This is a genomic window from Paenibacillus sedimenti, from assembly GCF_014534655.1.
GTDB lineage: Bacteria > Bacillota > Bacilli > Paenibacillales > NBRC-103111 > Paenibacillus_E > Paenibacillus_E sedimenti.
Genome location: NZ_JACVVD010000008.1, coordinates 285,668 through 308,351, shown reverse-complemented (window position 1 = coordinate 308,351; position 22,684 = coordinate 285,668). Strand labels below are relative to the sequence as shown.

Below are 22,684 nucleotides of genomic sequence, written 5' to 3'. Positions count from 1 at the left end.
GAGAATATTGAACAGTTTAAAGTAGAACTGGAAAAATACATCACATACTACAACCACAAACGAATAAAGGCAAAACTAAAAGGCATGAGCCCGGTACGGTACCGGACTCATGCCCTAGAAGCTGCCTAACAATATACTGTCTAACTTTTTGGGGTCACTTCATGGCAAGCTCCTTTCGCAATTTTCGCCGATATGAACCGTTGAGGTGAACCGTATCACAAGCTTATTAACGCCCGTGATTGGTACTAGAAGGTTTGAGTATTGTTCATGTAAGTTAAGTGCTAGCCTTTACTTCAGGTTTCGATAAGGATTATAATTTCCTACTTTATATCATACCCTCCTCCGATCGGGTAAAACGATTCTTGAAGCTTTTTTCGCTACTTTTATTGAAAAAAAGAATAGCAGAGCTGCAATAAGAGGATGCAAAGCGGCCGCTGCTTGACCGAATATCATATGCGCAGTCCAATATTGAAGTGCGATGAATGCCAATAAACCAAGCGGCCACCAGCGCAAACCGTTTTTTAGCTTGCCAATCAAACCGATAAGCAGCATAACAACGGGGATGTATTGAAACATATGCACGAAAGTGGCATGTTGGTCCCAATTTGCCGTATCACCAAATATCGGCAAACCTGCTAAAATAAACTGAATCATGATGGAAGCCACAAATAACCAAGCCAATACTGCATATACCCAACAGGCTAGGAACGAATACGTCGATTTTTTTGTCTCCATAATTGCTCACTCCATGTCTATATAAGTTTGAACTAGCTTCTTTTCTATCACATATCGTGTTCTTCGCAATCTTGGTCTCTTTGTTCCTATCGAAGCTTACTGCCTGCATCCCATGCCAGATTCCTGAATTTCCACGCAGGCTTTCCCGTTACAATCATATTAACTCCCCATTTGCGTCCCCATACCAATCCGCGATTTTCTCCCAGGCCGATGCAGTATAAATCCATAATCGAGCTGGAGGATTTATGAACCGGCGCGGCGCGGCCCTCCAGATCGGCGATCATGATTTTCCCCAGTCGATCTGCCTGCAGCCCAACATCTGCGCACCTCATCGGATCTGCCTTGCCGTTTTTCGGGTCGAATATTCTGGCACAGTCGCCAATGCTGTATACGCCCGGTGCCCCTTGGACGCGGTAAGATTCATCCACCCGCACTTGGCCGTCAGAAGTAAGCGGCAAGCCCATAGTGCGAAGGGCCGGATTCGGAATCAGACCAATCGTCCATATACATAGGCCAACCGGCAGACGATCGCCATTGCTGAGCGTCGCCACGCCTGCTTCCTCCCGCATCACCTTGCGGTTGTAAAGCACTGTCACGCCACATTCGTTGAGTATCCGATCCAATTTCCGTCCAACTTTCTCTGGTCCTTCCATGAACAATCGTTCCTGTCCGCTCAGTAAATAGACAGAGATATCGGAAGGATTCAGTCCTAGTGACGATGCTTCCTTCCGCATCTCAAGTGCCAGCTCGGAGGATGTCTCGATGCCGCTGATGCCCGCCCCCGCGACTGCGACTGTCATCAGCCGCTTTCGTTCTTTAGGATTTGTCTCGCGGGCAGCTTGCCGTAGATTGGCGCGCCAGCGCTCCCGGATGGCTACTGCGGTTTGCGAGTCGTTTAAAGAAATGCCACCCTGATCTGGATCCGGTTGCCGAACGACGCTGCCAACAGCAACAACTAAAAGGTCATATCGAATTAGCGCATCATTTCCTTGCGCATCCGTATATCGAATCCGTTTTTCCCCGCTATCCACGGATGTAATCGTACCTTGCACGAATTCGACTCCTTCTGAAAACCCATAATGCGTCCACGGAATCATAATCTCTTCCTCACCCACGGCTGGCCGGAACAATAACATTTTGCGTACATGACCGGGCTGCTTGTCGAATAGAACAAACCGAATCCGCCGTTCGTTCGCCATACCCCGGGTCGTTTCCTTTATTGCTTTGAGCGCGGCAAGCCCTGCATGGCCTCCTCCGATGATGATGCAAGTCAAGTCGTTCATCTTTCCTCAGCTCCTTTTAACGTTTTGTACATATAACAACGTAAGGCTCTGATTTGTGACACCGGAGATGAACAAAAAAATTATATTAGGTACTTCCGGCAACATAATTGCGATCTTTAGTTCCGAGTCACCGATTTTTAAGACGGCATGGTTAACCATATTTTTCCTCTGCGTTGACATCGGATCTTCCGGATTCCCCGGCATATCGCCGAAGCGAAGCATCCCTCCCTTTTTCTACGATTTCCCATCTTAAAATTGGTCGTAAAAAAAAACCACAACGAATTGTGGTAAGCGGTTGGTTCATCCATCAAGTTGACATCATGTATTCCTTGGGGGATAGTCCCGTGATTCGCCTATAATGGCGATTCATATACGAAAGTAATCAAAATTGCAAATCTATTAGATATACCCCAGCTTGTCAGGGTTCCGAACGATATATATCTTGCGGCTCTTCCCTTCTTCGATGTGAAAGAGCGCCACTGCATGGACTGCGCTATCTTCCGAGCGAAGAATTATGGCCGGTTGTCCATTGACTTGACCCATTTCGACGACATGTACTTCTCCGATCATAATTGCTTTACGCAAACCACCAAGAAGGAAATGACCAACCCGTTCACTCGAAGCTACCGGATTGACCGTAGCATGCACTTTACCACCACCATCGACAACTAGAACGACATCCTGATCCAGCATCGATAAAAGTTGATTCATGTCACCATTCTTAAGCGCTCCCATAAATCCATGAACCCATTCCTGGCTCTCCGTATGGATATGAATGGGTTCATCGGATATCCGCCCCATCTTTGCATTCGCGCGGCTAAACAGTTTGCGGCAGCTCACTTCGCTTTTTTCTATGAGCTCGGCTATCTCGTTGTAATCGAAGCCTAGCGCTTCACGAAGGACGAACACGACCCGTTCAGAGGTCGTCAGCCGCTCGAGCAGTACAAGCATTCCGTAAGATAGGAGATCATCCCTTTCAAATGTTTCGATTGAATCGTCATTCACCGTGAGAAAAGGTTCTGGAAGCCATTCCCCGAAATATTGCTCCCTTTTTTTTCGTGCCGATTTCATCATGTTTTTACAGCGATTGGTGACCATTTTGCAAAGATAAGCCTTCGGCTCCTCCAATCGCTCTAGCGGAACACTATGTGCTTTAACGAAAACATCTTGCACTGCGTCTTCTGCATCGGAAACTGATCCTGTCAATTGATAAGCAAGCTTGAATAACAGTTTTTTGTTCTGCTTGTAAAGGTCCTGCATCGACTTTGCTCCTTCCGTAACTGATTTTCTATCTTCAGCTTAGAGGAATCTGGACCTATAAACAAGAGTACAACGGGGAGCCAGGCAAGGAAACTCAGATTTCGAAATCGATCGCTTCTTGCAACATCGTGTACCCTCGACTGTTCTCCGATAAAGTTCTCACCGACGCTCTCCTCGGAGCGGAGCATAGATTTGAGTGGTTGATGCTTTTTCATGCCTGCGGCTCCGTTAAGGAAACGCATTCCCATATCGTACCGGCAGAAAGCACACCGAGAGCGTCACAGAGCATCGTGGTTGCGATCGGTCAGCCGGTGAAGGACTCGGGTCCGAAGCGGCCCCACGCTATGAATGCTGCCAGCGCGAGATAGATCAGGTTCCCCACCACTGGTTTGGCATCGCCGTGGCGAAGGTGGATGATGATCGCGCCGATCATCACCAACACCCAACAGATAGCAGACACCGGAACCAGGATTTGTGACATCGGTTCATACAACTTTAAAGGGGACTTGAAATGCTTTTATCTTAGTTTCCCGGAGTGAAGTATTCAGAAATTAGCAAGCGGTTAACCGGAATCAATGTCTATATTACCAATATTGCTTGGGAGATTGTTTCCAAAGAACGCGTTCACGACCTCTATTCCTTGAGATGGCAAGTGGAGATCGTATTCAAAACATGGAAATCCTTTTTTCAGATCCACCTTTGTGGAGGTAAGCGAATACAAGGCTTTTTATATGATTCAAACTTATTTTCCTTTGTTCATCAGGTTATAGAGGAAAACACCCAAGCATATACAAAGATCCTCCTTCGCCTCTTTCACCTGCTACAGAAAAATGGGCGAAAATCTCATCGATACAAGAAAAAGACGGTCTTTGACATATTGGGTGTTGTCTATGAGTATACCATTTACATTGCGAAAGTAGCATAATTTTCAAAAATAGGCCTTACCTAGGCTTATTTGCTGTGCATATCAATTTAAACAAAGGGTTTACCTTGTTGTTCCCCACTTCTTGCCCACATAACTGGCCCAATCCCATCCCAGCTTTTTGACTTTCCACGCAAGTTTCCCCGTTATGATGATATCAAGTCCCCATTTGCGTACCCACATCAACCCGAGATTTTGCCCAAGGCCGATGCCGAAGGTATCCAAAAACGATTTATGAACCGGCGCGGAACGGCCCTCCAGATCAGCCATCACGATTTTTCCCAGTCTTAACCCCTGCGGCCCGGCTTCTTTGCACGTCATCTGATCTGCCTTGCCGGTACTCGGATCGACGATTCTCGCACAATCGCCAATGCTGTATACGCCCGACATTCCTTGAACGCGATAACATTCATCCACCAGTACTTGACCTTCAGGAGTAAGCGGCAAGCCCATGCTGCGAAGGGCTGGATTCGGTATCAGGCCAATCGTCCATATACATAGGCGGGCTGCCAGACGATCGCCATTGCTGAGCGTAACCCCTCCTGCTTCCTCCCGTATCGCCTTACGATTGTGAAGCACTGTCACTCCACATTCGCTGAGCACCTGATCCAACTTCCGTCCAACTTTCTCCGGCCCTTCCGGGAACAGCCGTTCCTGCGCATTGAGCAAATAAACGCAGACATCGGACGAATTCAGCCCCAGCGCCGCTGCTTCCGTCCGCATGGCAAGCACCAGCTCGGCGGACGTCTCGATGCCGCTGATGCCCGCTCCCGCAACCGCGATGGTCATCAGTCGCTTTCGTTCCCCTGGGTTCGTCTCGACGACAGCCATCCGCAGATTGGCACGCCATCGCTCCCGAATGTCTGCCGCCGCTTGCGGGTCGGTCAAGGCGATCCCTCCTTGATCGGGATCCGGTCGCCGAACGATGCTGCCGACCGCAACGACTACAAGGTCATAACGAAATCGAGCATCATTTCCTTTCGCATCCGTATATCGAATCTGTTTTGCCTCACTATCCACGGAAGTAACCGTACCTTGCATGAATTCGACTCCTTCTGAACAATAATGCATCCAGGGAACCATAATCTCTTCCCCGCCCGCGGCTGGCCGGAACAACATCACTTTGCGCACATGACCGGTCTGCTTGTCGAATAGAACAAACCGAATCCGCCGTCCGTTCGCCATGCCCCGGGTTGTTTCCTTTAATGCTTTGAGCGCGGTAAGCCCTGCATGGCCGCCTCCGATGATTACGCATGTCAATTCGTTCATCGTTTCTCAACTCCTTAAATGTTTTGCACATATAACAATGTAAGATCCTGATTTGTGACATCGAAAACGAACCAAAATAAAAAAAAATTACATGCGCCAGTTTTAATCAATCTACACGTAACGTAATGGAGGCTGCCCAACTACCGTTGCTTTAATAAACCAAAAGAGGAGCTGCCGCGAAGCAAGCCCCTCCATTATCCTTATCCGTTAGTTGAATGATCAATGATACTGACCAGTTATGTTTTCATCCGTATCTTTGAGTAATTTGGAAAGTAGTACTATTTGTCCTGCGTGATATCCGTAGTGTGCCGCAACCTGAATAAGTAGACGGCTAATTACTCTTACTTCATAGGTTTCATTTTCCGAGGCGTTAACTCGAAGCATCTTATTCCAATCCTCTAGACCATACTGGATTATGACTTCCCTTTTTAAATCCTCTTCAGACAAAGCTGATAATATACGACACGATTCGGAGCGTGTCCTCAAAAGAAGACTCTCCAATTCAGCTCTCGACATGTCACCTACAGAATTAAATTCTCGTCGAGAGCGTTCCCTAATGAACGGTTTATTACCGATTGCACTTACGAGATTTTGATATTCGTTTCCTGCCAAATGTAAGCATAGACTGCCGATGCTGTTCGTGGAATCCTTCATCTTTTTCCAAATCAAATCGTCATCAAGATGGTTTAAGCTCTTTATGATTCGATTGAGCTGCTTATCCATGTCTTCAAGGACGTTCTTTGTTAGTTCCAGCATAGCTATACCCCTTAACAAATTTTTCTGTACAATCCTTCATTCCCCATACAGTCGTAGATTCTGTCAAACTTTCCGCGTCAGTGTTGTAAAAATATAGCGGCCACGGTTTCGTCCCCTGAACGAAGTACGATACCGGTCTCACCGTTCAGAGAGGCAAACTCGGAGTGAAGACTTCCCTGAGACTTTAAGCCATGGAGCGCGCCGGCAAGGATAAGTGCCACTCTCTCGCGTGTTGTATCGGACGCGTAGCCGCGATTACTTTTCCACCCCCGTCGGTGACGAGCATGACATCTTCGCTTATCCGTTTAGTTGGAAATCATGTTCAAGCTAAATCGATATTTCCATTTTTTTATGCCTTATATTGTGCTTAACGAATGAGTCCACTTCCAGCCATTCTGCATTCGCTTCTCTAAAACCTATAGTCTTCCAGAAATTAATTGCAGTGTCTCTAGAATACAATTCAATATTTCTTATACCTTCGGACATAGAGTACCTATAAACTTCTCGCCATAATTTTTTGCCCACACCCTGACCACGATATTCTTTTGATACTGCAGCATGATGAAGCTCTACTTTTTTATCATCAACCACTAGAACCATAACTCCAATGATAAGACCATTCAGAATGCATACAAAATAATGCTCCATACCAGTGGTTTTAAGATGATCTTGGGTATCTTGGGACATTCCTAATGGTTCAAATAATTCGCGGTATAACAAAAGCTTTGCTTTGTTTATTTCCTCGGGGTTCACGATCTTTGAAACTAGCATTTTCCATGGGATAGACTCTATAAATCGTTCCATTGAGCCATCAAAAGGAAATTTATTGTTTTTTATTCGATCTTGTAAGATGTTTAGCTCTTTTTTACTTCTCATAATTAATTCTTCAGGATAATTATATCTATGAGAATTAATTTCAAATTCATCTTCATCAATAACCTTCCACTCACCGTTGCGTTGGATTAGATCCAGATCTAAATCTACAAATGAAACTGTATTCCCATTGATCTTCGCAGGTTCGTTAATATTGCAATAATACTGATTTATCTTCCCATTAACTACGTCAGCGCTGACAGTAAACCACAAATCAAAAGAAAAGAATTCGATTGTCCAATTGTCTACTGTAAATATTTTTTGTTTAGTATAATGGTTTAATTTTCTTCCATATTCACCTAAAACAAAAATATGAGTTTCGTTTTTTTCTAAAAGCCTTGTTGTCCACTCATAATGTAGGTGATCACCATATTTCAAAGCTTGAATAGTGATCTTATCATCCATGTCGTCATCCCTTATTATTCAATTGGTTCGAAACACGTATTTAGCTGATTCTCACTTATGAGAAATTTCTTAAGGTTTCATGCAATATTATACAGTATTTTCATTCAACTATCCTGCCCGTAGTTCAATAAAAACAAGCAGACTGTCGCAGCGCCTGCTCGTTAGTGGTGGTATTCAAGGGCGATAAGCGTAAATCAACTTAAGTGAAGTAAAGCGCCGAATGGCACTTTTTTCTTCTATACAGGTAATACAACTAGATGCGTTTATTTACGAGTCATTTAATTTGAACTTGTATGTTAATTAGACTATCCGGGGAAATGGAATAATTAAATTTACCGGCGAGATCCACCATCCTGTCGCGGTATTCCTTTAAGTTAACAGTGATTCCATGATTAATTTCCTTATCTGCATTGCGCTTATTTTTGCTCCGATGGTCAATCAATTGATATCCTTCTTCCATAAAATCAATCCAATTCTGCTTAAAGCCAGCAGGATATAACGAATCGCTCTTTGCCATTAGTCCATTTGCAAGATTTCGGATCATTTGAAGGGATAAGTCGTCCAGTTCGCGGTACCGGGTATAACCTATTTGGTAATTTTCAAATTGGATGTGACCTGCGATCGCTTGCTCCAGATATTTATTATACAATGCAACGACCCCTTCGCCGGTTTCCGGAATGTTAGTCACGCTTTCTCGTACCCTTTTCATCCCTTCCGCCTTCGGATCTTTATTCCCGTCTGCATAATTTTCAACGGTAATTTTGTAGACCTTAGGTTTTTCTTCAATCGTCCAATGGAAAAGGAGTGTGTGAATGGACGATTCATTGGTAACATTGGCGATTGCTTCTGAATTTGGTAAGAATGTAATCTCCTCCTCATTTTTTATAAACGCATATCCACTAAATATCTCCGTACTGAAGGTGAAAGGACCATAACGTTCGATAACTTTATTTTTATTATCCTCTATACGGATGCCCCTGGCTGTGGCATAATTTTTACCTTTGGGTAAGATTGTTATATATCCTACTCGATTATGATTGCTATTATTATAATAGCGGTATTCAAACTTCTGTGCTTTCGCATTCTCGACCGCATTTCCGAAAAGCTGAATTTCATCCTTGGTCATATCTAAAAACAAGCGCTTGCCTGTTTTCGTTTCAACGAAAGACAGATCATCCAAGGTGAAAATTCCGGGGGGAGCTGAGGATAAAGGATCGGGCGCGTGTTGGAACAGATAATACATGACCAGAATCAGTGGAATAGTGGTGATAGTTGATACATAAAACACGAACGTTTTCTTTTTAAACACGTTATAAGCACCTCATTATTTTTGGTAAAATATGGAACCCTATATATTTATTCGATCAAATTAAGCTTTTTCAGTGGGTGCATTGTTTAGATGTGTCTTAAATGAAATGCAAAGAAAGCCCTTACCGACCGTGAGGGCTTCATTGAACTAAAATTCTTCTTTAGCACTATAAAATCGAGCCCACTCGGGATCATCTCCATCCCAAGACATTGTTAGCCCTATTATTTTTCTATTGGCTGAAGTGCACCGCTTCCTATAATTTTCTCTACTTCTTCATAACCGGGGGGAAATGCGTAATTATATCTTGCGGGAAGAGCAAATACGTACTTATGATTTCGATCAAGCTCCTTTGGACCTACAGGAGCTGCACCAATATGAAACACCCCCTGTTGAAGAGAGTTCCACTGGTGATGGGTAAAAACCATGATTGGTATATCTTGTCGCGGATTTTCAAATTTCCATTCAGGATGCCGGATAAGAATCATCGGACCCTTCTCCACAACCCCTCCTTGGTTTTGATGTTTTACCGAATTCCCTTCCCATTTCTCCAACACAATCTGATACCCTTCCCAGCTTGCTGGTAAGGAGAACTTAAATCCATACTCGTTATTTGTATAGTTAATGGCGTTTTCTTCCGCATCATCCTCCTTTACCCCATCAATCACCACTTCTTTCTGATCGGTATCCGTAATTTGTTCAGACTGTGTTTTCTCTGTTTGCTGTACATTTTCGTTTTTGGGTGAAGTGTTTGCTTCATCTACACACCCCACTAAAACGATGGATACCAAAATAAATAGCATGACAAAACCACACGCTTTTTTCATGGTGACACACCCCTAACATTTCTTCTTTATACACGAGACGTAAATCATCCCTATATTGTTTCATCTAATTTTTGAAATATGCTTTAAACCCCGCCCAAAAAATCTAATAAGCCTTCTGCCTAGAAACAAGAAACACTTCTTGGGGTATAATGTCTAAAATAAGCCATGGTACACCTCTTCCGGACCGTATATTTGCAGCATACCCCCAGTTCAAAAAGAAAATCAGCCCGAACGTCACAAATGACATTCGAGCTGGCATCGTTTTTTTACTTTTTGCCGCCGGAGCTGCTGTTCTTCTTCACGACAATCTTATGATCCTCGTTATCGATATGGCCGTCGGCATTAATGTCCGCATGGCGGATATCGATCCAATTCGCACTGCTGCTGTCCGACCCTTTATGAGTTGCCACAAAAGACACATCTAGTCCATTAACAGTCATGTCACCGTTCACATCTCCAGTAGCCGCTTGGAACGACTGCAACGCTTGATTCAAGTGCTCAGCAGTGTCGTCGACGGTCTCTTGGGAAACGGATGGATTGGAAGCGACAGCCTGCGCCGCAAGCAGCACTTCCAGCAGGCGGGCTTTCGAACCCGGATAGTACGTGCCGGCTCCCAGGCCTTCCGTTGCTGCTTGATACAAGGCTTGAGCCGTATGGATCAGCTCGTTTAATACAGTCTTGTCAGAGCCGACCGTATAGATCTTCGGTTTCTCCGGCGCCGTCATCCCGTTGCCAAGATAGAAGCCAGTATGCGGCGGCTGATTGTAGCCGGTATTCTGCCAGGCAATGGCCAACCGGTAGACAGGATCATGCATCAGCGTATGAATCCGATGGTTCGTCAGGTGTGTCGACGTGTAGATCCGAAGCTCGCTGCTGTCTTCCGTCCTGACGATGACTTCTTCTCTCCAGTCACCACGTATATCCGCCTGCAAAGTCGGATTTCCTTTGGTATCGTTATTGGAGTAGGTACCGCTTAGGGTCACGATATTCTCGAGGCGGTTCGTTTCGTAATTCCACTTGTCGATTTTCGGAATGCCAACCCTGATCGTATCACCCAACCAATCATGGTCAAACAGCTCCCTGCTCAAATCTCCGTCCCACCATACCGCAAAGTTGGAGGAAGGAATCTGATTCGATATTTTGGTTCCTTGCGCGCTATACAGTCCACCAGTCGTGCTGTTCCAGGCGCCGTCGATCGACCAGGCTTCCGCTCCGATGTGCCTCGGATCAATATCGGCCGATAAGCCTCTGCCAACATCGATTCCGATTTGGGGTTGACCCCATATGACCCTTCCGGTCCGTGCATCCTTCATGTCCGATGAATATTTTGCCGAAGTATCCTCTTGAACGGCAAACAATTCCAACCCCAGCCGATTTGGATCGAGATCGCTGAGATGCATCGCGTCGCCGTGTCCGAGACGGGAGTTCCATAAACCTGTTCCATTATCATCGATTGCGGCGGCACCGGTAATAATTTCATCCCTGCCGTCTGCATCGACATCCGCCACGCTTAGCTGGTGATTGCCTTGTCCTGCATAAGACTCGTTGCCGGGCGTCCGGGAATCGAATGTCCATAGCTTGGTTAGTTGTCCGTCTCGCCAGTTATAAGCGGCAAATACCATTCTTGTATAATAACCCCGCTGCATAACAACGCTGGGCCTTTTTCCGTCCAGATAGGCGATGGCCGCACCGAAGCGGTCAACGCGGTTTCCGTAATTGTCTCCCCAGTCCGCGACATTGCCTCTCGGCGGATCATACGCAGCGGTAGCCAGTGCTTTGCCCGTAGCTCCGTCAAAGATGGTAAAAAACTCAGGTCCTGACAATACATATCCTGCTGAGTTCCGGTAATCCACATGGGCATCGCCGATTACAGCCCCTGTCCCGTCAATCGTACCATCCGCGGTCCGGACGGCCAACTCAGCCTTTCCATCGCCATCCAGGTCATAAACCATCGGATGCAGGTAATGAGCGCCGGAGCGGATATTTTTCCCCATGTCGATTCTCCAAAGGAAAGTACCGTCTTGCTTATAAGCATCGAAATAAGTATTGCCCGTATAGCCGGCTTGGGAATTGTCCCGGGCATTGGTCGGATCTAACTTCAACACGATTTCATATTCGCCGTCGCCGTCCAGGTCGCCTACGGAAGCATCATTAGCCCGGTATGAATAAGGATCGCCGGATGGCGTGATGCCGTCAGCCGGTTTATGGATCGGGATTGACAAGTAATTCGTACCCCAAACATGGACCGTTTCGGACCTCCGCTGCTGAACGCCGCCTGCAACCGGGCGAACAAAGTATTTAGAATCCGCTGTACCTTCGGAATCCAGGTAGTTCGTGCTTCCCGTTATGGGAGCTGAATTGACAAGGAGCCCGTTGCGGTAAAGATTGAAAGAGACGCTTTCCGGATCCGTACCCAGCATACGCCAGCCCAAGTAAACCCCATTGTCCGTTTGGACGGCGACAAGGCCTCGGTTCAGGCTTTCCATCTGGCGAGGGGGCAGTGAAACCGGAGTCGCGCTCACTGCGATACCGGACGACTCCATTAGGGCTTCACCCTCGTATTCATAGACACCTTTCACCATAAAGGTGTATGGTGTTCCGTTGGCAAGTCCCGTTATGGTCGAGATGTAGGTCCCTTTCTGTACGGTATCGACGAGCGTGAGAGACTGATCAGCGTTCACCAGGTAAATATTGGCCGCCTTGTAGGAGGGATCAATTGTCTCTTCCCAGCCGATAAGCACCTTGGAATCTCCGGCTTCCGCCGTAACATAGTTCAAATTCGGGGACTTCTCAAGTTTGTTTACAGTGACCTTATAAGTCCGTGCTACATCCGTGTAGACGGAAGAAGCTACCGAAACTCCAAAAGTGGATGTACTTCCCTCTAATTTGACGTTCACCGGCGATCCGCTTGCAACGCCTGTATCACCAACCTTCATGCTCACGCCGTCAGGATTGCTGGCTACCGGAGTAACGGAAACGGCGTTGACCGAATAAGGAACCTCAACGGTATATTGATCGATCTTAGGATCGAAGGGCGGATTAAGCTGTGGATTAAAGCTTCCGCTGACGAGCTGCAATTGGCTTAAAGCCAAATCCATTGCCGTTACTCGCACATTGGTCAGATTGATTTTACCGCCGCCCGGGTTGACGAAAAATCCGAAACTGCTGATCCTGGCTCTATCGCTGTAAAAGGTATCCGGCCAGACTACCGAGCTTCCCGTGTTCAAATCGGTAATATGGGTGGTGTATTTTCTTTGGGGAGTGTTGAAAATTATTTTAAACCGGTACCAATGCGTCGTATCATAGTTGATCTGCGCGGTTCCATTATGACGCTTGATAACCCCTGCATCCAATTGATAGCGCAAAACAGCCGCATTGGTTGCATTCACTTTACCGTCCATCACCCACAAAGTTCCGCCTTTGGCGGTGGGAAGGTTCACATCGAATTCGAGGATCAACCCTCCGTTTTGGGCTGCAAATCTTTGTCCAAAATAAGATGACCCTGTTGCATCATGGCTGATCGCCGCATAGGTCCTTCCCGTCACCGTATCCTGGACAACATTCACGGCAGGAGCAGTTCCCTCCTTCGTCCAGGTGTTCCCGCTTCCAATGACTATCGGACCCGGAGGATAACCGGTAAAGTCGTCGCTAATAAGGGTCGTATCGGCTGCGGAAACTGGAACCGCATATAGCGGAAGCAGCATAGATAAGATCCATACAAACAATAGAAATTTGGAAACCGGAGCCTTGCTTTTCATTTTCTCAAAATATCGCATGATCTTTAGCCTCCTGAAATGGATTGTTAGATCTAAACTTTCATCTTGACTGCCGGCCGATTGACCACGAAAGCGCATTCATTTTTATCCCGCCTTTTAACCTCCGGACCGTACATTTACGGCTGTCTATCCACCTAATATCAATCACAATCGCATGCTGCAGCGTAGGCGCTATAAAATAAAAACCGCTTGAAAGCAAGCGGTCGCAGAGGTGTCATCCAACTATCATGTGTTCAATACTTCCCCGCTCGCCAAGTTACGGAATAAGCTTAGTGAAGCTCCGGTCACTCTTAATCCCGAGTTGCAGCGACTTCCGCTTGCGATTCGGCCGCCTCGATAACCGCCGTGAGAAATGCGAGCGCAAGCCCTTGTCCCCAACCTTGCGCCCACTTCCGGTCTACGCCGAGATAACCATCAATGTCGTTCATCACAGCGGTTCCGCCGGATACGTTCAAGACTCTTCCATTGCCGGCAATATTGGCCAGAATGCCGTCCAGTGCCTTCCGAGCGTACTTTGCATGCAGCGGATTGCCTTGCATGACCATCGCTGCAGCGATGCCGGCCGTCGCCGATACTTCACCGTAAGCATCCGGGTAATCGAGAACAGTACCCCAGAGACCGTCTTCCTTCTGCAGATGCTTGATCGCGGCAAGCTGGTCGCGCAGAGAGCTTACGATATGCATAAACGGCGGATACAGGTAAGCTTCCGGCAGCACCCTGCCCACCCGCGACATCGTATAAGCCGCCCAGGCGTTGGCACGCGCCCAATGGATCCCCGACATATGATCCTTCTTAATATTGTTGTAGCCGTGGTACCATAGACCGGAAGCCTCGTCCTGCAAATAATGAATATGCCATACGAATTGGTTCAGCGCATCGTCAATGAGGGTTCTCTTCCCGAGCATCACGCCGGCACGGAGCTGGAAGTACGCCGCCATGAACAGCGTATCCGCCCAGCATTGCTCCGGAAAATCGTTGTTGGCCGACACCGTATGCTGAAGCACCCGGTCTCCGAAACGCAACGCTTTATGTTCCAGATAGTCGATCTTGCTTAACACGATATCGAGGTATTTCTGTTCCTTCGTCTGTTCGTAGAGGGAGAGCAGCATGTGCCCCATCGCGCACGTATTTACGGTCCAGCCCGGGAGGCCGGCTTCGATATATTGCTCGACCCAATCGGCCATCCGTTCCAGAAAGGAAGCCTCGCCCGTCACTTCGAAAGCCCGGCTGACGCCGTAGAAAGCGACGCCGCCCGGCCAATCCCACGTCAAATCCATCCCGAACGTATAGTCTGCGATACGACCGACGACATGCCTCAGATCGTTCGCCGATCCGTCAAGTTTCAGCTTCATTATGGCCTCCATAATCTAGAGCCCCCGCTTGAGGCAGGGGCTCCCAAGTTTCATCTAGGTATCGCGATTACTTGAATTGCTTCGCGTCGATCGCTTTTTGCTTCTCATTCAAAATCTCTTGATAGCCGGCTTCGAGGAACTTTTTCTTTGCCTCCGCGTACACCGCGTCGAATTTGTCTGCGGGAGCGAGGGCAACCTTCAAGTATTGCTCCTGGAAGAGGGCGTTCAGGTCCGCCTTATACTCGCTCACTTTCTTGAGCACTACGGTAAACATCGCGTCCGGCGTCCGATATTGACTATAATCTTCCCAGTATTTAATCATCTGCTCAGCCAGTTTCTCGTGTCCGGCAGGCGACCAGTTACGCAGGTTCGCCTTTTTCGTCAATTCCGGGGTGGAGAATTCCGCAATTTCGGTCACAAGCGCCCAGTAGTCTTTGTTGTTGTTCTGGGAAAGTTTCGATTCGCCTTTGAAATCCTTTACTTTCACTGGCAGTCCTTCGGAATCCAGGGTGTAGTTCTGGCCTTCGACGCCGTTCTGCAGGAAGAACAAGTTCTTCGGTTGGCTCATCCACTCGAGATACATCCAGACGGCTGCGCGTTCCTTATCTGACGATTTGTGATTAATGCCCATGATGAGACCGAACGGATAGTCGGCGCGACCCTGCGGCTTGCGTCCTTGAGGAACGCCGGCTTCAGGCGGTACCACGGCAAACTGGGCGCCCGGATTGTTCTTCAGCGTAGCATTGAATACGTCGGTATTGCTGGACATGTAGAAACCATAATTGCCCGTCTTGCCTGCAACGAACTCGGCCTTAACTTTATTGTCGTCGTCGCGCAGATAGAACTCCTTGTCAATAAGACCGTTATTGTATTGATAGTTCAAGTTACGCAGCCAGCGTTCGGTATCGGCGGTTGTGAAATCCGCGACGGCCAGATCGGAGTAGAGCGCGCGGTACTTCGGATCGATTGGCCAATCCCGGAACGCATAGCTGTAATTGAAATTGTTCCTGGTTAAGGCTCCGCCTGCGACGCCGAGTCCCGCTTGCTTCCATTTCACGAGCATCTCGTTGAACTTCTCGAGCGACGTCAGATCCTCCACCTTCATGCCGACCTTCTCGACCCAGTCTTTACGGATAATACTGACCCAGTTACTATAGTTCGGACGTGCGGCGAAGACGAACGTTTTCTTTCCGTCAACGGTGCCGTATTGTTCATTGGTTTTGCTTAAATTCTTCCAATATGTCGGAGCATATTTGGCGATCTCATCATAATTCAGCTGCTGCATGACGCCCTCGCCGTAGTAAGCAAGCGCTTGAGGCATGTCATAGTGGAAAATAATATCCGGCGCCTTCTGAGCGGCAAGCAGCTGTTGGAAATCCCGAACTTCGGCGTTCCGCGTAATCGGCACGAAATTGACTTTGATGTTATATTTGTCCCCGAATTCCTTCTGGATATAGCGCGTATAGAAGTTGTCCGATACGTTCCAGCCTTCGAACGCACGCTCATAGACCGGAATATCGAGGTTGACCGTCTCCGTAAAGCCTTTCGAGTAGTCGCTCGAGCTCTGGCTTGGACTCGCGGAACTTCCTGCGGACGGAGACGGTTCTTTCTTACTATCCGTGCAGCCTGCCAGAAGTCCGACACTCATCACGGAAGCCAAAAGCATAGGAACAATTTTCTTCTTGCTCATCGTAATTCCCCCATCTTCATTAGTATTTATGCTAAAGCCGCTTGAGGTCATTCCTTGACGGCTCCAAGCATTACTCCCCGAACAAAATATTTCTGGATAAACGGATAGACGCAGATGATCGGCAGCGTCGCGAATACTACGACCGATGCCTTGAGCACCTCGGGATTGCTGAGCGACACTTGTGTGACTTCCAGTTGGAAGCTTTCGCTCGCCTGGATAACCAGGTAGTACAATTTCAGCTGCAAAGGACGCAGATCGGGATTCTGTTTAATGTAGAACAAGGCATCATAATAAAGATTCCAGCGGCCTACCGCGTAAAAAAGGGACAACGTCGCAAGGATCGGCTTGCAGAGCGGAAGCACGATGCTGAACAGAATTCGGAAATGCCCGGCTCCGTCGATCCGCGCCGATTCCTCCAGGCTAACCGGAATGCTGCTCGCGATCGAGCTTCGTAAGATCAGCATATTGAAAGCACTGAACGAAAGCGGCAGCACGAGCGACCATATCGTGTCGAGCATCCCCAGGCTGTTAATCAGCATGTAGTCGGGAATAATCCCTCCGCCGAAGTACAAGGTGAACACAAAGATAAAGGTGAGCACCGTGCGGCCTTTGAGCTGCTTGCGCGATAGCGGATAGGCCGCACAAATCGTGACGATCATCCCCAAAATCGTAAACAGCACTGTGATAAGGACGGATACGTAAAGCGATCTCATGATGCTGGCGTCAGCAAAAATTTTCTCGTAGGCCCCGAGAGTGAAGCCTGCAGGCCAGAGGTAAACTTTGTTAGCGATTACATAAGCGTCATCGCTAAACGATTTGGCAACGACGTGAACGAACGGCAGCGTGCAAGCCAGGGAGGCGGCAATCAGTACGAGACGGATCAGCAAGTCCCAAATGTCCAGGCGCCATCGACGCTGCACGGCATTGGTGCCAACAGATGTTTTCATGGTTCGTTTCCTTTCCTAAATCAATCCGTCTTCGCCCAGTTTCTTCGCGATCCGGTCGGCGATCAAGACGAGGATAAGCCCGATGATTGCCTGAAACAAACCGAGTGCGGTCGCTCGGCTGAAGTTGCCGCTCTCAATCCCCCAACGGTACACCAGAACCGGAATGGTGGTGGTGAACTCGGTGGTCGCCTTGTTCTGTAAGGCAATAATTCGCTCGAAGGAGCCGCCCATCACATGGCCCAAACTCAAGATCAACAAGGTCACGATCGTCATCCGTATCCCGGGCAGCGTAACGTTCCACATTTTTCTCCATCTGCCTGCGCCATCGACGATAGCTGCTTCATACAACTCCGGGTTAATGCCGCTCATGGCAGCCAAATAGATGATGGTGCCCCATCCCATGCTCTGCCACACGCCTATGAGCAAATAACTGATCAGCCAATTGGTGTCCTCTTGCAAGAACGGGATGCGGTCGCCTCCCAGTTGCTCAATGAGATTATTGATCATGCCGCTGCCTTCGCTTAGCAGCTGATAGGCGATGGCGCCGATAATAACCCAGGACAAAAAATGCGGCAGATAGAGCAGCGTCTGGTTCACGCGCTTGAACATGACGCTCTTGATCTCATTGATCAATAAAGCGAGTACAATCGGCATCGTAAAGCTAAACGTTAGGTCCAAGATGTTCAGCATCAGCGTATTCCGAATCGCTTTGATGAAGTCGGGTTTGGCGAAAATATCTAGAAACACTTCAAACCCGACCCATTCGCTGCCCCAGAAACCCTTCGCGATCTTATAGTCTTTAAAGGCTAGCGTGAGTCCGAACATGGGGGCATACTTAAAGACCAGTGCCATCGCCAATGGAATAAGCAGCAGGAAGTAGAGCTGCCAATCTCGGCGCAGAAAGTAAAAGAGCCCCCGTTTATTGTCTTTAGAAAGCGTTAAAGCGGTTTCATTTCTGGAATCAGAAGTAGCTATAGCACTCAAAAGTCTCACCTCCTCTATACGTGAGGCCTCGGTTGATTTTCTTTTTGGTTCGTGCCGAGGTTGATCTCATCATACTGTTCCGTAAACCGCTCGGTAAATCGTGAGTATTGATTTTCCTCATCATTATTGATTTTATTCGTGCCATATGGTTGTCCGAGGAGCAAAAATGATCAATTCTGAATCATTGTAGCAAAAGTTAAGCTGCCTGCATCGGCATCACGGACCGAGGAGGCAGCTCAATGTTGGTTAAACGCTTACATTGTCCGAGACTTCGCCGCCTTGTAGCTGCTGGGAGGCATGCCTTCGAATTTACGGAAAAACCGGTTGAAGCTTTGCACGTTATAGTACCCGACCTCAATCGCAATCTGCGCGATGGTCAGCTTCGAGTCCACGAGCAGCTGTTTCGCCTTCTCGATTCGCAGCTGATTGAGATAATCGATCAGACTCATGCCCGTCCTCTCGTATACGATCTTGCGCATGTACGAGTAGCTGATGCCGATTTCCTTCGCCATCTCCTCAAATACGATTTCGTCGCGATAATGTTCATTTATATAGGTTATGATGCGCTCACCGTAGTTGTTGGCCCCGTCTGGTGTACGTACAAGGTACTGCACGATCTCGCCATAGAATTCGCGAAGATACTCCTCAAGCTCATCAAGCGTATCGATCGATGCAAGGGCCGCGTAAATATTGCCTCTTCCTGCGAAAATTCGCGCCGTGCTGACATTATTCTCTCTAAGGTGCTTAATGGTTACGCCGGCCAATTGATGGTAAATAAACAAGATATTATCGTAAGAAATATATTCCGCGGAACGAATTTCTCCGCCTATGATGTCCAATTCTTTGATGATGCTGTCGAAATCGCCCTTATCCAGGAAGTTGAGAATACGCCTTTCGCTATTGGCGGGATAAATATATTTATCGCCACCGTCTTTCTCCTTCCAGTATGTAATACCGCCGCTTCCCTCGATCATGCGATGTTTGATGACTTCCATCGCTTCAACAACGCGATCCGAGATCGTATCGCTCGACTCTGTCGGGCTGCTTACGCCGATCGTGACGGAGTGGTCCAGCAGCTCTGCCGCTTTATCCCGAATCTCGCTGAGCACGGCATAAATACCGGCGCCTTCACTTGCATACTCCGCCTGCCCGTAGTTGATCACGATGACGAAGCAGCCGTCGCCTTGATAGACGCACCGTGCATGCAGTCCTTCCGTGAACAAACTGTCGCAATTCGAGATAAGCAGGTAACGATGGTAGCTGCGCGTCTCCGGATTGTTATTGCTCACATACTTTCGATATCGGTCAATGGAGACGATGGCGACAAGGAAGTAGGGATTCGGAAATATCTGGGCTACCTGAGGGAGCGATATGCCCCGCAGCAGGTTATGAACCGCCAAACTGCGGGCATCCTGTTCGCGAACATTCAACAGATTATGGAGCACGTCCTCTTCTTCCTGCATACGTCGGAACGCCGCATCGAGATAAGCGATCTCATTCTTGCCCTCAATCCCCAAATTTCCGTGCCTTCGCAACGTTCGGACCAGCTCCCTAGCCGGCTTGGACAGCCACGTCGCGAGAAAGACAGTCAGAACGGTCCCTGCAAAAATAATGACGGCGGTAAGCAAGATGATGTTTCGCTGCAAGGTGTGGGTCTTGGTCATCAGTTCATTGACCGAGTAAATGTTAACGTTTATCCATCCGAACTGCTTCGACCGGGACCATGTGTACAGCAATCGCTCGTTCTCAAGCTCGCGAAACGCATAACCCTCCGAGGAGCCGTTATCCATAATCTCACGAATAAACGGCTCCTCGCTGCCGTTCTTGAGCAGCAAGCTCTTGTCATTGTGAGAGATAATGGTTCCGTTCGATTCCATGAGTAAGTAGGCTTGCTCACGTGTCTCCGATGAACGCAAGTGATTCTCGATTTGACTTTCCCGCAAATTCACGACGATCGTGCCGCGCGTCGTGGTTGAAAGTCGGTTGAGCGGAAGCACATACGATACAACATGTACCCCCGAATCCAGCTTGCGCGGATACCAGACGCCGCTGATTCCGCTTCGCTCCGCAAGCGCCTCCTGCATCCAATCGATGGACTCGTACCCGTCCAGCCTCGTAATACCTTTGTCTGTGGACACCACATAGTCCGAATCGCTGAGGTAAAAGAAAGAGGAATATACGCCATCACCTATTTTGTTTAAATTCAACAGGTCCTGGTGCACGGCCAACGCGCTGCTGACATTGTCGAAATTCAAATTGAGTTCGGCAAAGGTCTTGTACGGGCGGATACGGTCGAAAAAGTGGGTACCGGCAAGACGTATCGTATACTGGGACATGATGTTCAGTGCATTCTCGTTCAGATTCCGGCTGGCGTTCAATCCGGCGAGCGAGGATTCTGCAATGGCGTGCTTTGAATTCCGTAAAATTTGCGCGCCGCTGTACCATGTTAAGATCGCCGTGGGAACGGCCATGACGCAGAACAGGATTAATGCCAGTTGAAGCATCATCGGAAACCGCTTCATATAGCCCCTCCTATCAATATAGTGGCTTGGAATCTTTCTAAGGGAGAATCACACAGGATTGCCGAAAGTACCAGCAACCCTACAAGATGAACATTCACATTACGAAGCGTACCGGTTCTGCAGGAAGCCGCGTAAATTCGCTCGAACCTGCATTCCGGAAATCATACACTGCATTGCCGTCATAGCCGATACCGCATTGAAATTCAGGCTTGTAAAACAAGCCAAACATACCTTCCGCTTGGCCCTCAATTGTGTACACGGATCAGCTTCATTCCACTAATTGGTTAATTAAGTATTCGATAGGTACTCATTAAACCCTTCTGATTTAGAACCTGACCTCTCATGTAACGAGTTAATTAAAATCATAAAAAGTACATGTATTTTCCGACAATATCAGTTAAAATAAGCAAGTAGTTTTCCTGCTGCAGGGGCATGTTGGACAAGCTGCAGGATTGCGCGGCATTTCAAAAAGGAGGACATATATCGTGCAAGAGTTATTGTTAGGGGTATCTTGGGTTGTTCTTTTGAAAATTATTTTTATCGACATCATTCTTAGCGGGGACAATGCAGTCGTTATTGCGCTTGCATCCAGAAATTTGCCTAAGGATCAACAGAAAAAGGCAGTATTCTGGGGCGGTTTCGGCGCCGTTGCCTTGCGCATCGTGCTGACCTTTGTAGCAGTGTTCTTGTTAAAAATCCCGTTTGTAAACGCTATTGGTGGAGTCATGCTCGTGTGGATCGCGATTAAGCTGCTCAAAGGGGAAGAGGAAGGAAACGACATCAAGAGCGGCAACAGTTTGTGGCAGGCGATTAAGACGATCATTGTCGCGGATTTCGTGATGAGCTTGGATAATGTCGTTGCGATTGCAGGAACGGCAGAGGGGCATTTGGGACTTATCATTTTCGGATTGATCGTGAGTATTCCGATTATCATATGGGGCAGCCAGCTGTTGATGCGCTTAATGAACCGCTTTCCGATCATTGTTACACTTGGATCTGCGCTTCTGGGGTACACAGCTGGTGAAATGATGATTCACGATAAAATTGTCGGCACCTTTATTACGGATCATATTCCTTATGGCAGGTATGTCGTGCCGGCTATATTGGTCGTAATTGTCGTTGTTGTCGGAAAAATCCTTGCCAAAAAGAACGAAGAAAAAGAGATCAAAGTACCAGGAAGCGTCGCCTAATTACAGGCTGGCTTTTATAATAAGAGCGCCTCGGTATGATGGTATTGGGTTTGGAACCCTTGGACAATCCCATCATACCGAGCGCTCCTTTTTTACAATGGCTATTTCTTAGCCCTAACATGAATGTTTAACGGCGATTGCAGCCAATCTTGGACGACCAGCTGCTTCAAGTTTGCAGATCCATCGCCTTTATTATTTACGCCAGTCATGTGGAAGAAGTTCCTTTATGGTAACTACAATACCATGGTCAACCATCACTTCTGTATATACATTATCGTTATGAAGCTGACTAATAAACTCACGGCAACGACCGCATGGAGGCATAATATTTCCTTCCCAACCAACAGCAATCATTTTTAGTACACGGCTTTCACCCTTGGTGATCATGGCAGCTGCAGCGGCATGTTCAGCGCAAAACCCCATCGAACATGCTGTGTCAATACATACGCCTGTATGTACATCTCCACTTTCTGATAGAATCGCAGCTGCAACTCCTCCAGCATCTGCATATTCTGAAAGTTTGCGTGGATTTAACACCGATTTTGCCTTGATATAAAGTTCATCAAATGTCATCCGTCTAACCTCTC

Annotated in this window: 19 protein-coding genes and 1 pseudogene; 3 read left to right on the top strand and 17 right to left on the bottom strand. The window is 47.7% G+C overall.

From position 1 onward, the window contains the following. On the top strand, positions 1-129 hold a 129-nt coding region (locus tag ICC18_RS22210; RefSeq protein ID WP_188176635.1), incomplete at its 5' end, for an IS3 family transposase. Between the two features lie 201 nt (positions 130-330). On the opposite strand, the gene ICC18_RS22205 is transcribed toward ICC18_RS22210, so the two are convergent. The 4 genes from ICC18_RS22205 to ICC18_RS22190 form a co-directional block, all read right to left on the bottom strand. Further along, a complete protein-coding gene (locus tag ICC18_RS22205; RefSeq protein ID WP_188176634.1) occupies positions 331-735 on the bottom strand; it encodes a DUF6220 domain-containing protein in 405 nt (134 codons plus the stop codon). An 86-nt stretch (positions 736-821) separates the two neighbouring features. After that, positions 822-2,018: an NAD(P)/FAD-dependent oxidoreductase gene (locus tag ICC18_RS22200; RefSeq protein WP_188176633.1), complete on the bottom strand. Its 1,197-nt coding sequence runs from the start codon at positions 2,016-2,018 to the stop codon at positions 822-824. 399 nt (positions 2,019-2,417) lie between these two features. Then, positions 2,418-3,278, bottom strand: a complete 861-nt coding sequence (gene sigJ / locus ICC18_RS22195) for an RNA polymerase sigma factor SigJ (RefSeq protein ID WP_188176632.1) — start codon at positions 3,276-3,278, stop codon at positions 2,418-2,420. A gap of 304 nt (positions 3,279-3,582) precedes the next feature. After that, positions 3,583-3,759 carry a DoxX family protein gene (locus ICC18_RS22190; RefSeq protein ID WP_188176631.1) on the bottom strand — a complete coding sequence of 59 codons (177 nt, stop codon included), beginning with the start codon at positions 3,757-3,759 and terminating at the stop codon, positions 3,583-3,585. 51 nt (positions 3,760-3,810) lie between these two features. On the opposite strand from ICC18_RS22190, the pseudogene ICC18_RS22185 reads away from it, so the two are divergent. Next, positions 3,811-4,203, top strand: a pseudogene (locus ICC18_RS22185) (transposase); the annotation flags it as partial. A 60-nt stretch (positions 4,204-4,263) separates the two neighbouring features. Here the strand turns inward: ICC18_RS22185 and ICC18_RS22180 are convergent. The 12 genes from ICC18_RS22180 to ICC18_RS22125 form a co-directional block, all read right to left on the bottom strand. After that, a complete protein-coding gene (locus tag ICC18_RS22180; RefSeq protein ID WP_188176629.1) occupies positions 4,264-5,469 on the bottom strand; it encodes an NAD(P)/FAD-dependent oxidoreductase in 1,206 nt (401 codons plus the stop codon). 219 nt (positions 5,470-5,688) lie between these two features. After that, on the bottom strand, positions 5,689-6,225 hold the full coding sequence (locus ICC18_RS22175) for a DinB family protein (protein WP_188176628.1): 537 nt from the start codon (positions 6,223-6,225) through the stop codon (positions 5,689-5,691). A gap of 327 nt (positions 6,226-6,552) precedes the next feature. Then, positions 6,553-7,503 (bottom strand): GNAT family N-acetyltransferase, encoded by a 951-nt coding sequence (locus ICC18_RS22170; protein ID WP_188176627.1) that lies wholly within the window; start codon positions 7,501-7,503, stop codon positions 6,553-6,555. 274 nt (positions 7,504-7,777) lie between these two features. Then, positions 7,778-8,812 (bottom strand): hypothetical protein, encoded by a 1,035-nt coding sequence (locus tag ICC18_RS22165; protein ID WP_188176626.1) that lies wholly within the window; start codon positions 8,810-8,812, stop codon positions 7,778-7,780. Positions 8,813-9,033: 221 nt separating this feature from the next. After that, the gene (locus tag ICC18_RS22160; protein ID WP_188176625.1) at positions 9,034-9,636 is read right to left on the bottom strand and encodes a hypothetical protein; all 603 of its coding nucleotides are present in this window, start codon (positions 9,634-9,636) and stop codon (positions 9,034-9,036) included. Between the two features lie 266 nt (positions 9,637-9,902). Then, positions 9,903-13,412, bottom strand: coding sequence for a rhamnogalacturonan lyase family protein (locus tag ICC18_RS34475; RefSeq protein WP_188176624.1), 3,510 nt, complete (start codon positions 13,410-13,412; stop codon positions 9,903-9,905). Between the two features lie 290 nt (positions 13,413-13,702). Continuing rightward, a complete protein-coding gene (locus ICC18_RS22150) occupies positions 13,703-14,764 on the bottom strand; it encodes a glycoside hydrolase family 88/105 protein (RefSeq protein WP_188176623.1) in 1,062 nt (353 codons plus the stop codon). Positions 14,765-14,831: 67 nt separating this feature from the next. After that, a complete protein-coding gene (locus ICC18_RS22145) occupies positions 14,832-16,454 on the bottom strand; it encodes a type 2 periplasmic-binding domain-containing protein (protein ID WP_188176622.1) in 1,623 nt (540 codons plus the stop codon). Positions 16,455-16,501: 47 nt separating this feature from the next. Next, complete coding sequence (locus ICC18_RS22140) at positions 16,502-17,401, bottom strand: carbohydrate ABC transporter permease (protein ID WP_188176621.1); 900 nt, start codon at positions 17,399-17,401, stop codon at positions 16,502-16,504. A 15-nt stretch (positions 17,402-17,416) separates the two neighbouring features. Beyond that, positions 17,417-18,376, bottom strand: coding sequence for an ABC transporter permease (locus ICC18_RS22135; protein ID WP_312029584.1), 960 nt, complete (start codon positions 18,374-18,376; stop codon positions 17,417-17,419). Between the two features lie 263 nt (positions 18,377-18,639). Continuing rightward, on the bottom strand, positions 18,640-20,907 hold the full coding sequence (locus tag ICC18_RS22130; RefSeq protein ID WP_188176620.1) for an AraC family transcriptional regulator: 2,268 nt from the start codon (positions 20,905-20,907) through the stop codon (positions 18,640-18,642). Positions 20,908-21,001: 94 nt separating this feature from the next. Continuing rightward, positions 21,002-21,166 carry a hypothetical protein gene (locus ICC18_RS22125; RefSeq protein WP_188176619.1) on the bottom strand — a complete coding sequence of 55 codons (165 nt, stop codon included), beginning with the start codon at positions 21,164-21,166 and terminating at the stop codon, positions 21,002-21,004. A 226-nt stretch (positions 21,167-21,392) separates the two neighbouring features. Between ICC18_RS22125 and ICC18_RS22120 the strand changes: the two genes are divergently transcribed. Next, the gene (locus tag ICC18_RS22120; protein WP_312029580.1) at positions 21,393-22,097 is read left to right on the top strand and encodes a TerC family protein; all 705 of its coding nucleotides are present in this window, start codon (positions 21,393-21,395) and stop codon (positions 22,095-22,097) included. Between the two features lie 192 nt (positions 22,098-22,289). Here ICC18_RS22120 and ICC18_RS22115 read toward each other — a convergent pair whose 3' ends face one another. Beyond that, positions 22,290-22,670 carry a cytidine deaminase family protein gene (locus tag ICC18_RS22115; protein ID WP_188176618.1) on the bottom strand — a complete coding sequence of 127 codons (381 nt, stop codon included), beginning with the start codon at positions 22,668-22,670 and terminating at the stop codon, positions 22,290-22,292. Positions 22,671-22,684: the final 14 nt, after the last annotated feature.

Coding starts and splice junctions, on each gene's coding strand:
- ICC18_RS22130 (WP_188176620.1), bottom strand. CDS start 20,907: ATGAAGCGGTTTCCGATGATGCTTCAACTGGCATTAATCCTGTTCTGC.
- ICC18_RS22160 (WP_188176625.1), bottom strand. CDS start 9,636: ATGAAAAAAGCGTGTGGTTTTGTCATGCTATTTATTTTGGTATCCATC.
- ICC18_RS22145 (WP_188176622.1), bottom strand. CDS start 16,454: ATGAGCAAGAAGAAAATTGTTCCTATGCTTTTGGCTTCCGTGATGAGT.
- ICC18_RS22115 (WP_188176618.1), bottom strand. CDS start 22,670: ATGACATTTGATGAACTTTATATCAAGGCAAAATCGGTGTTAAATCCA.
- ICC18_RS34475 (WP_188176624.1), bottom strand. CDS start 13,412: ATGCGATATTTTGAGAAAATGAAAAGCAAGGCTCCGGTTTCCAAATTT.
- ICC18_RS22205 (WP_188176634.1), bottom strand. CDS start 735: ATGGAGACAAAAAAATCGACGTATTCGTTCCTAGCCTGTTGGGTATAT.
- ICC18_RS22200 (WP_188176633.1), bottom strand. CDS start 2,018: ATGAACGACTTGACTTGCATCATCATCGGAGGAGGCCATGCAGGGCTT.
- ICC18_RS22180 (WP_188176629.1), bottom strand. CDS start 5,469: ATGAACGAATTGACATGCGTAATCATCGGAGGCGGCCATGCAGGGCTT.
- ICC18_RS22170 (WP_188176627.1), bottom strand. CDS start 7,503: ATGGATGATAAGATCACTATTCAAGCTTTGAAATATGGTGATCACCTA.
- sigJ (WP_188176632.1), bottom strand. CDS start 3,278: ATGCAGGACCTTTACAAGCAGAACAAAAAACTGTTATTCAAGCTTGCT.
- ICC18_RS22150 (WP_188176623.1), bottom strand. CDS start 14,764: ATGAAGCTGAAACTTGACGGATCGGCGAACGATCTGAGGCATGTCGTC.
- ICC18_RS22140 (WP_188176621.1), bottom strand. CDS start 17,401: ATGAAAACATCTGTTGGCACCAATGCCGTGCAGCGTCGATGGCGCCTG.
- ICC18_RS22190 (WP_188176631.1), bottom strand. CDS start 3,759: ATGTCACAAATCCTGGTTCCGGTGTCTGCTATCTGTTGGGTGTTGGTG.
- ICC18_RS22175 (WP_188176628.1), bottom strand. CDS start 6,225: ATGCTGGAACTAACAAAGAACGTCCTTGAAGACATGGATAAGCAGCTC.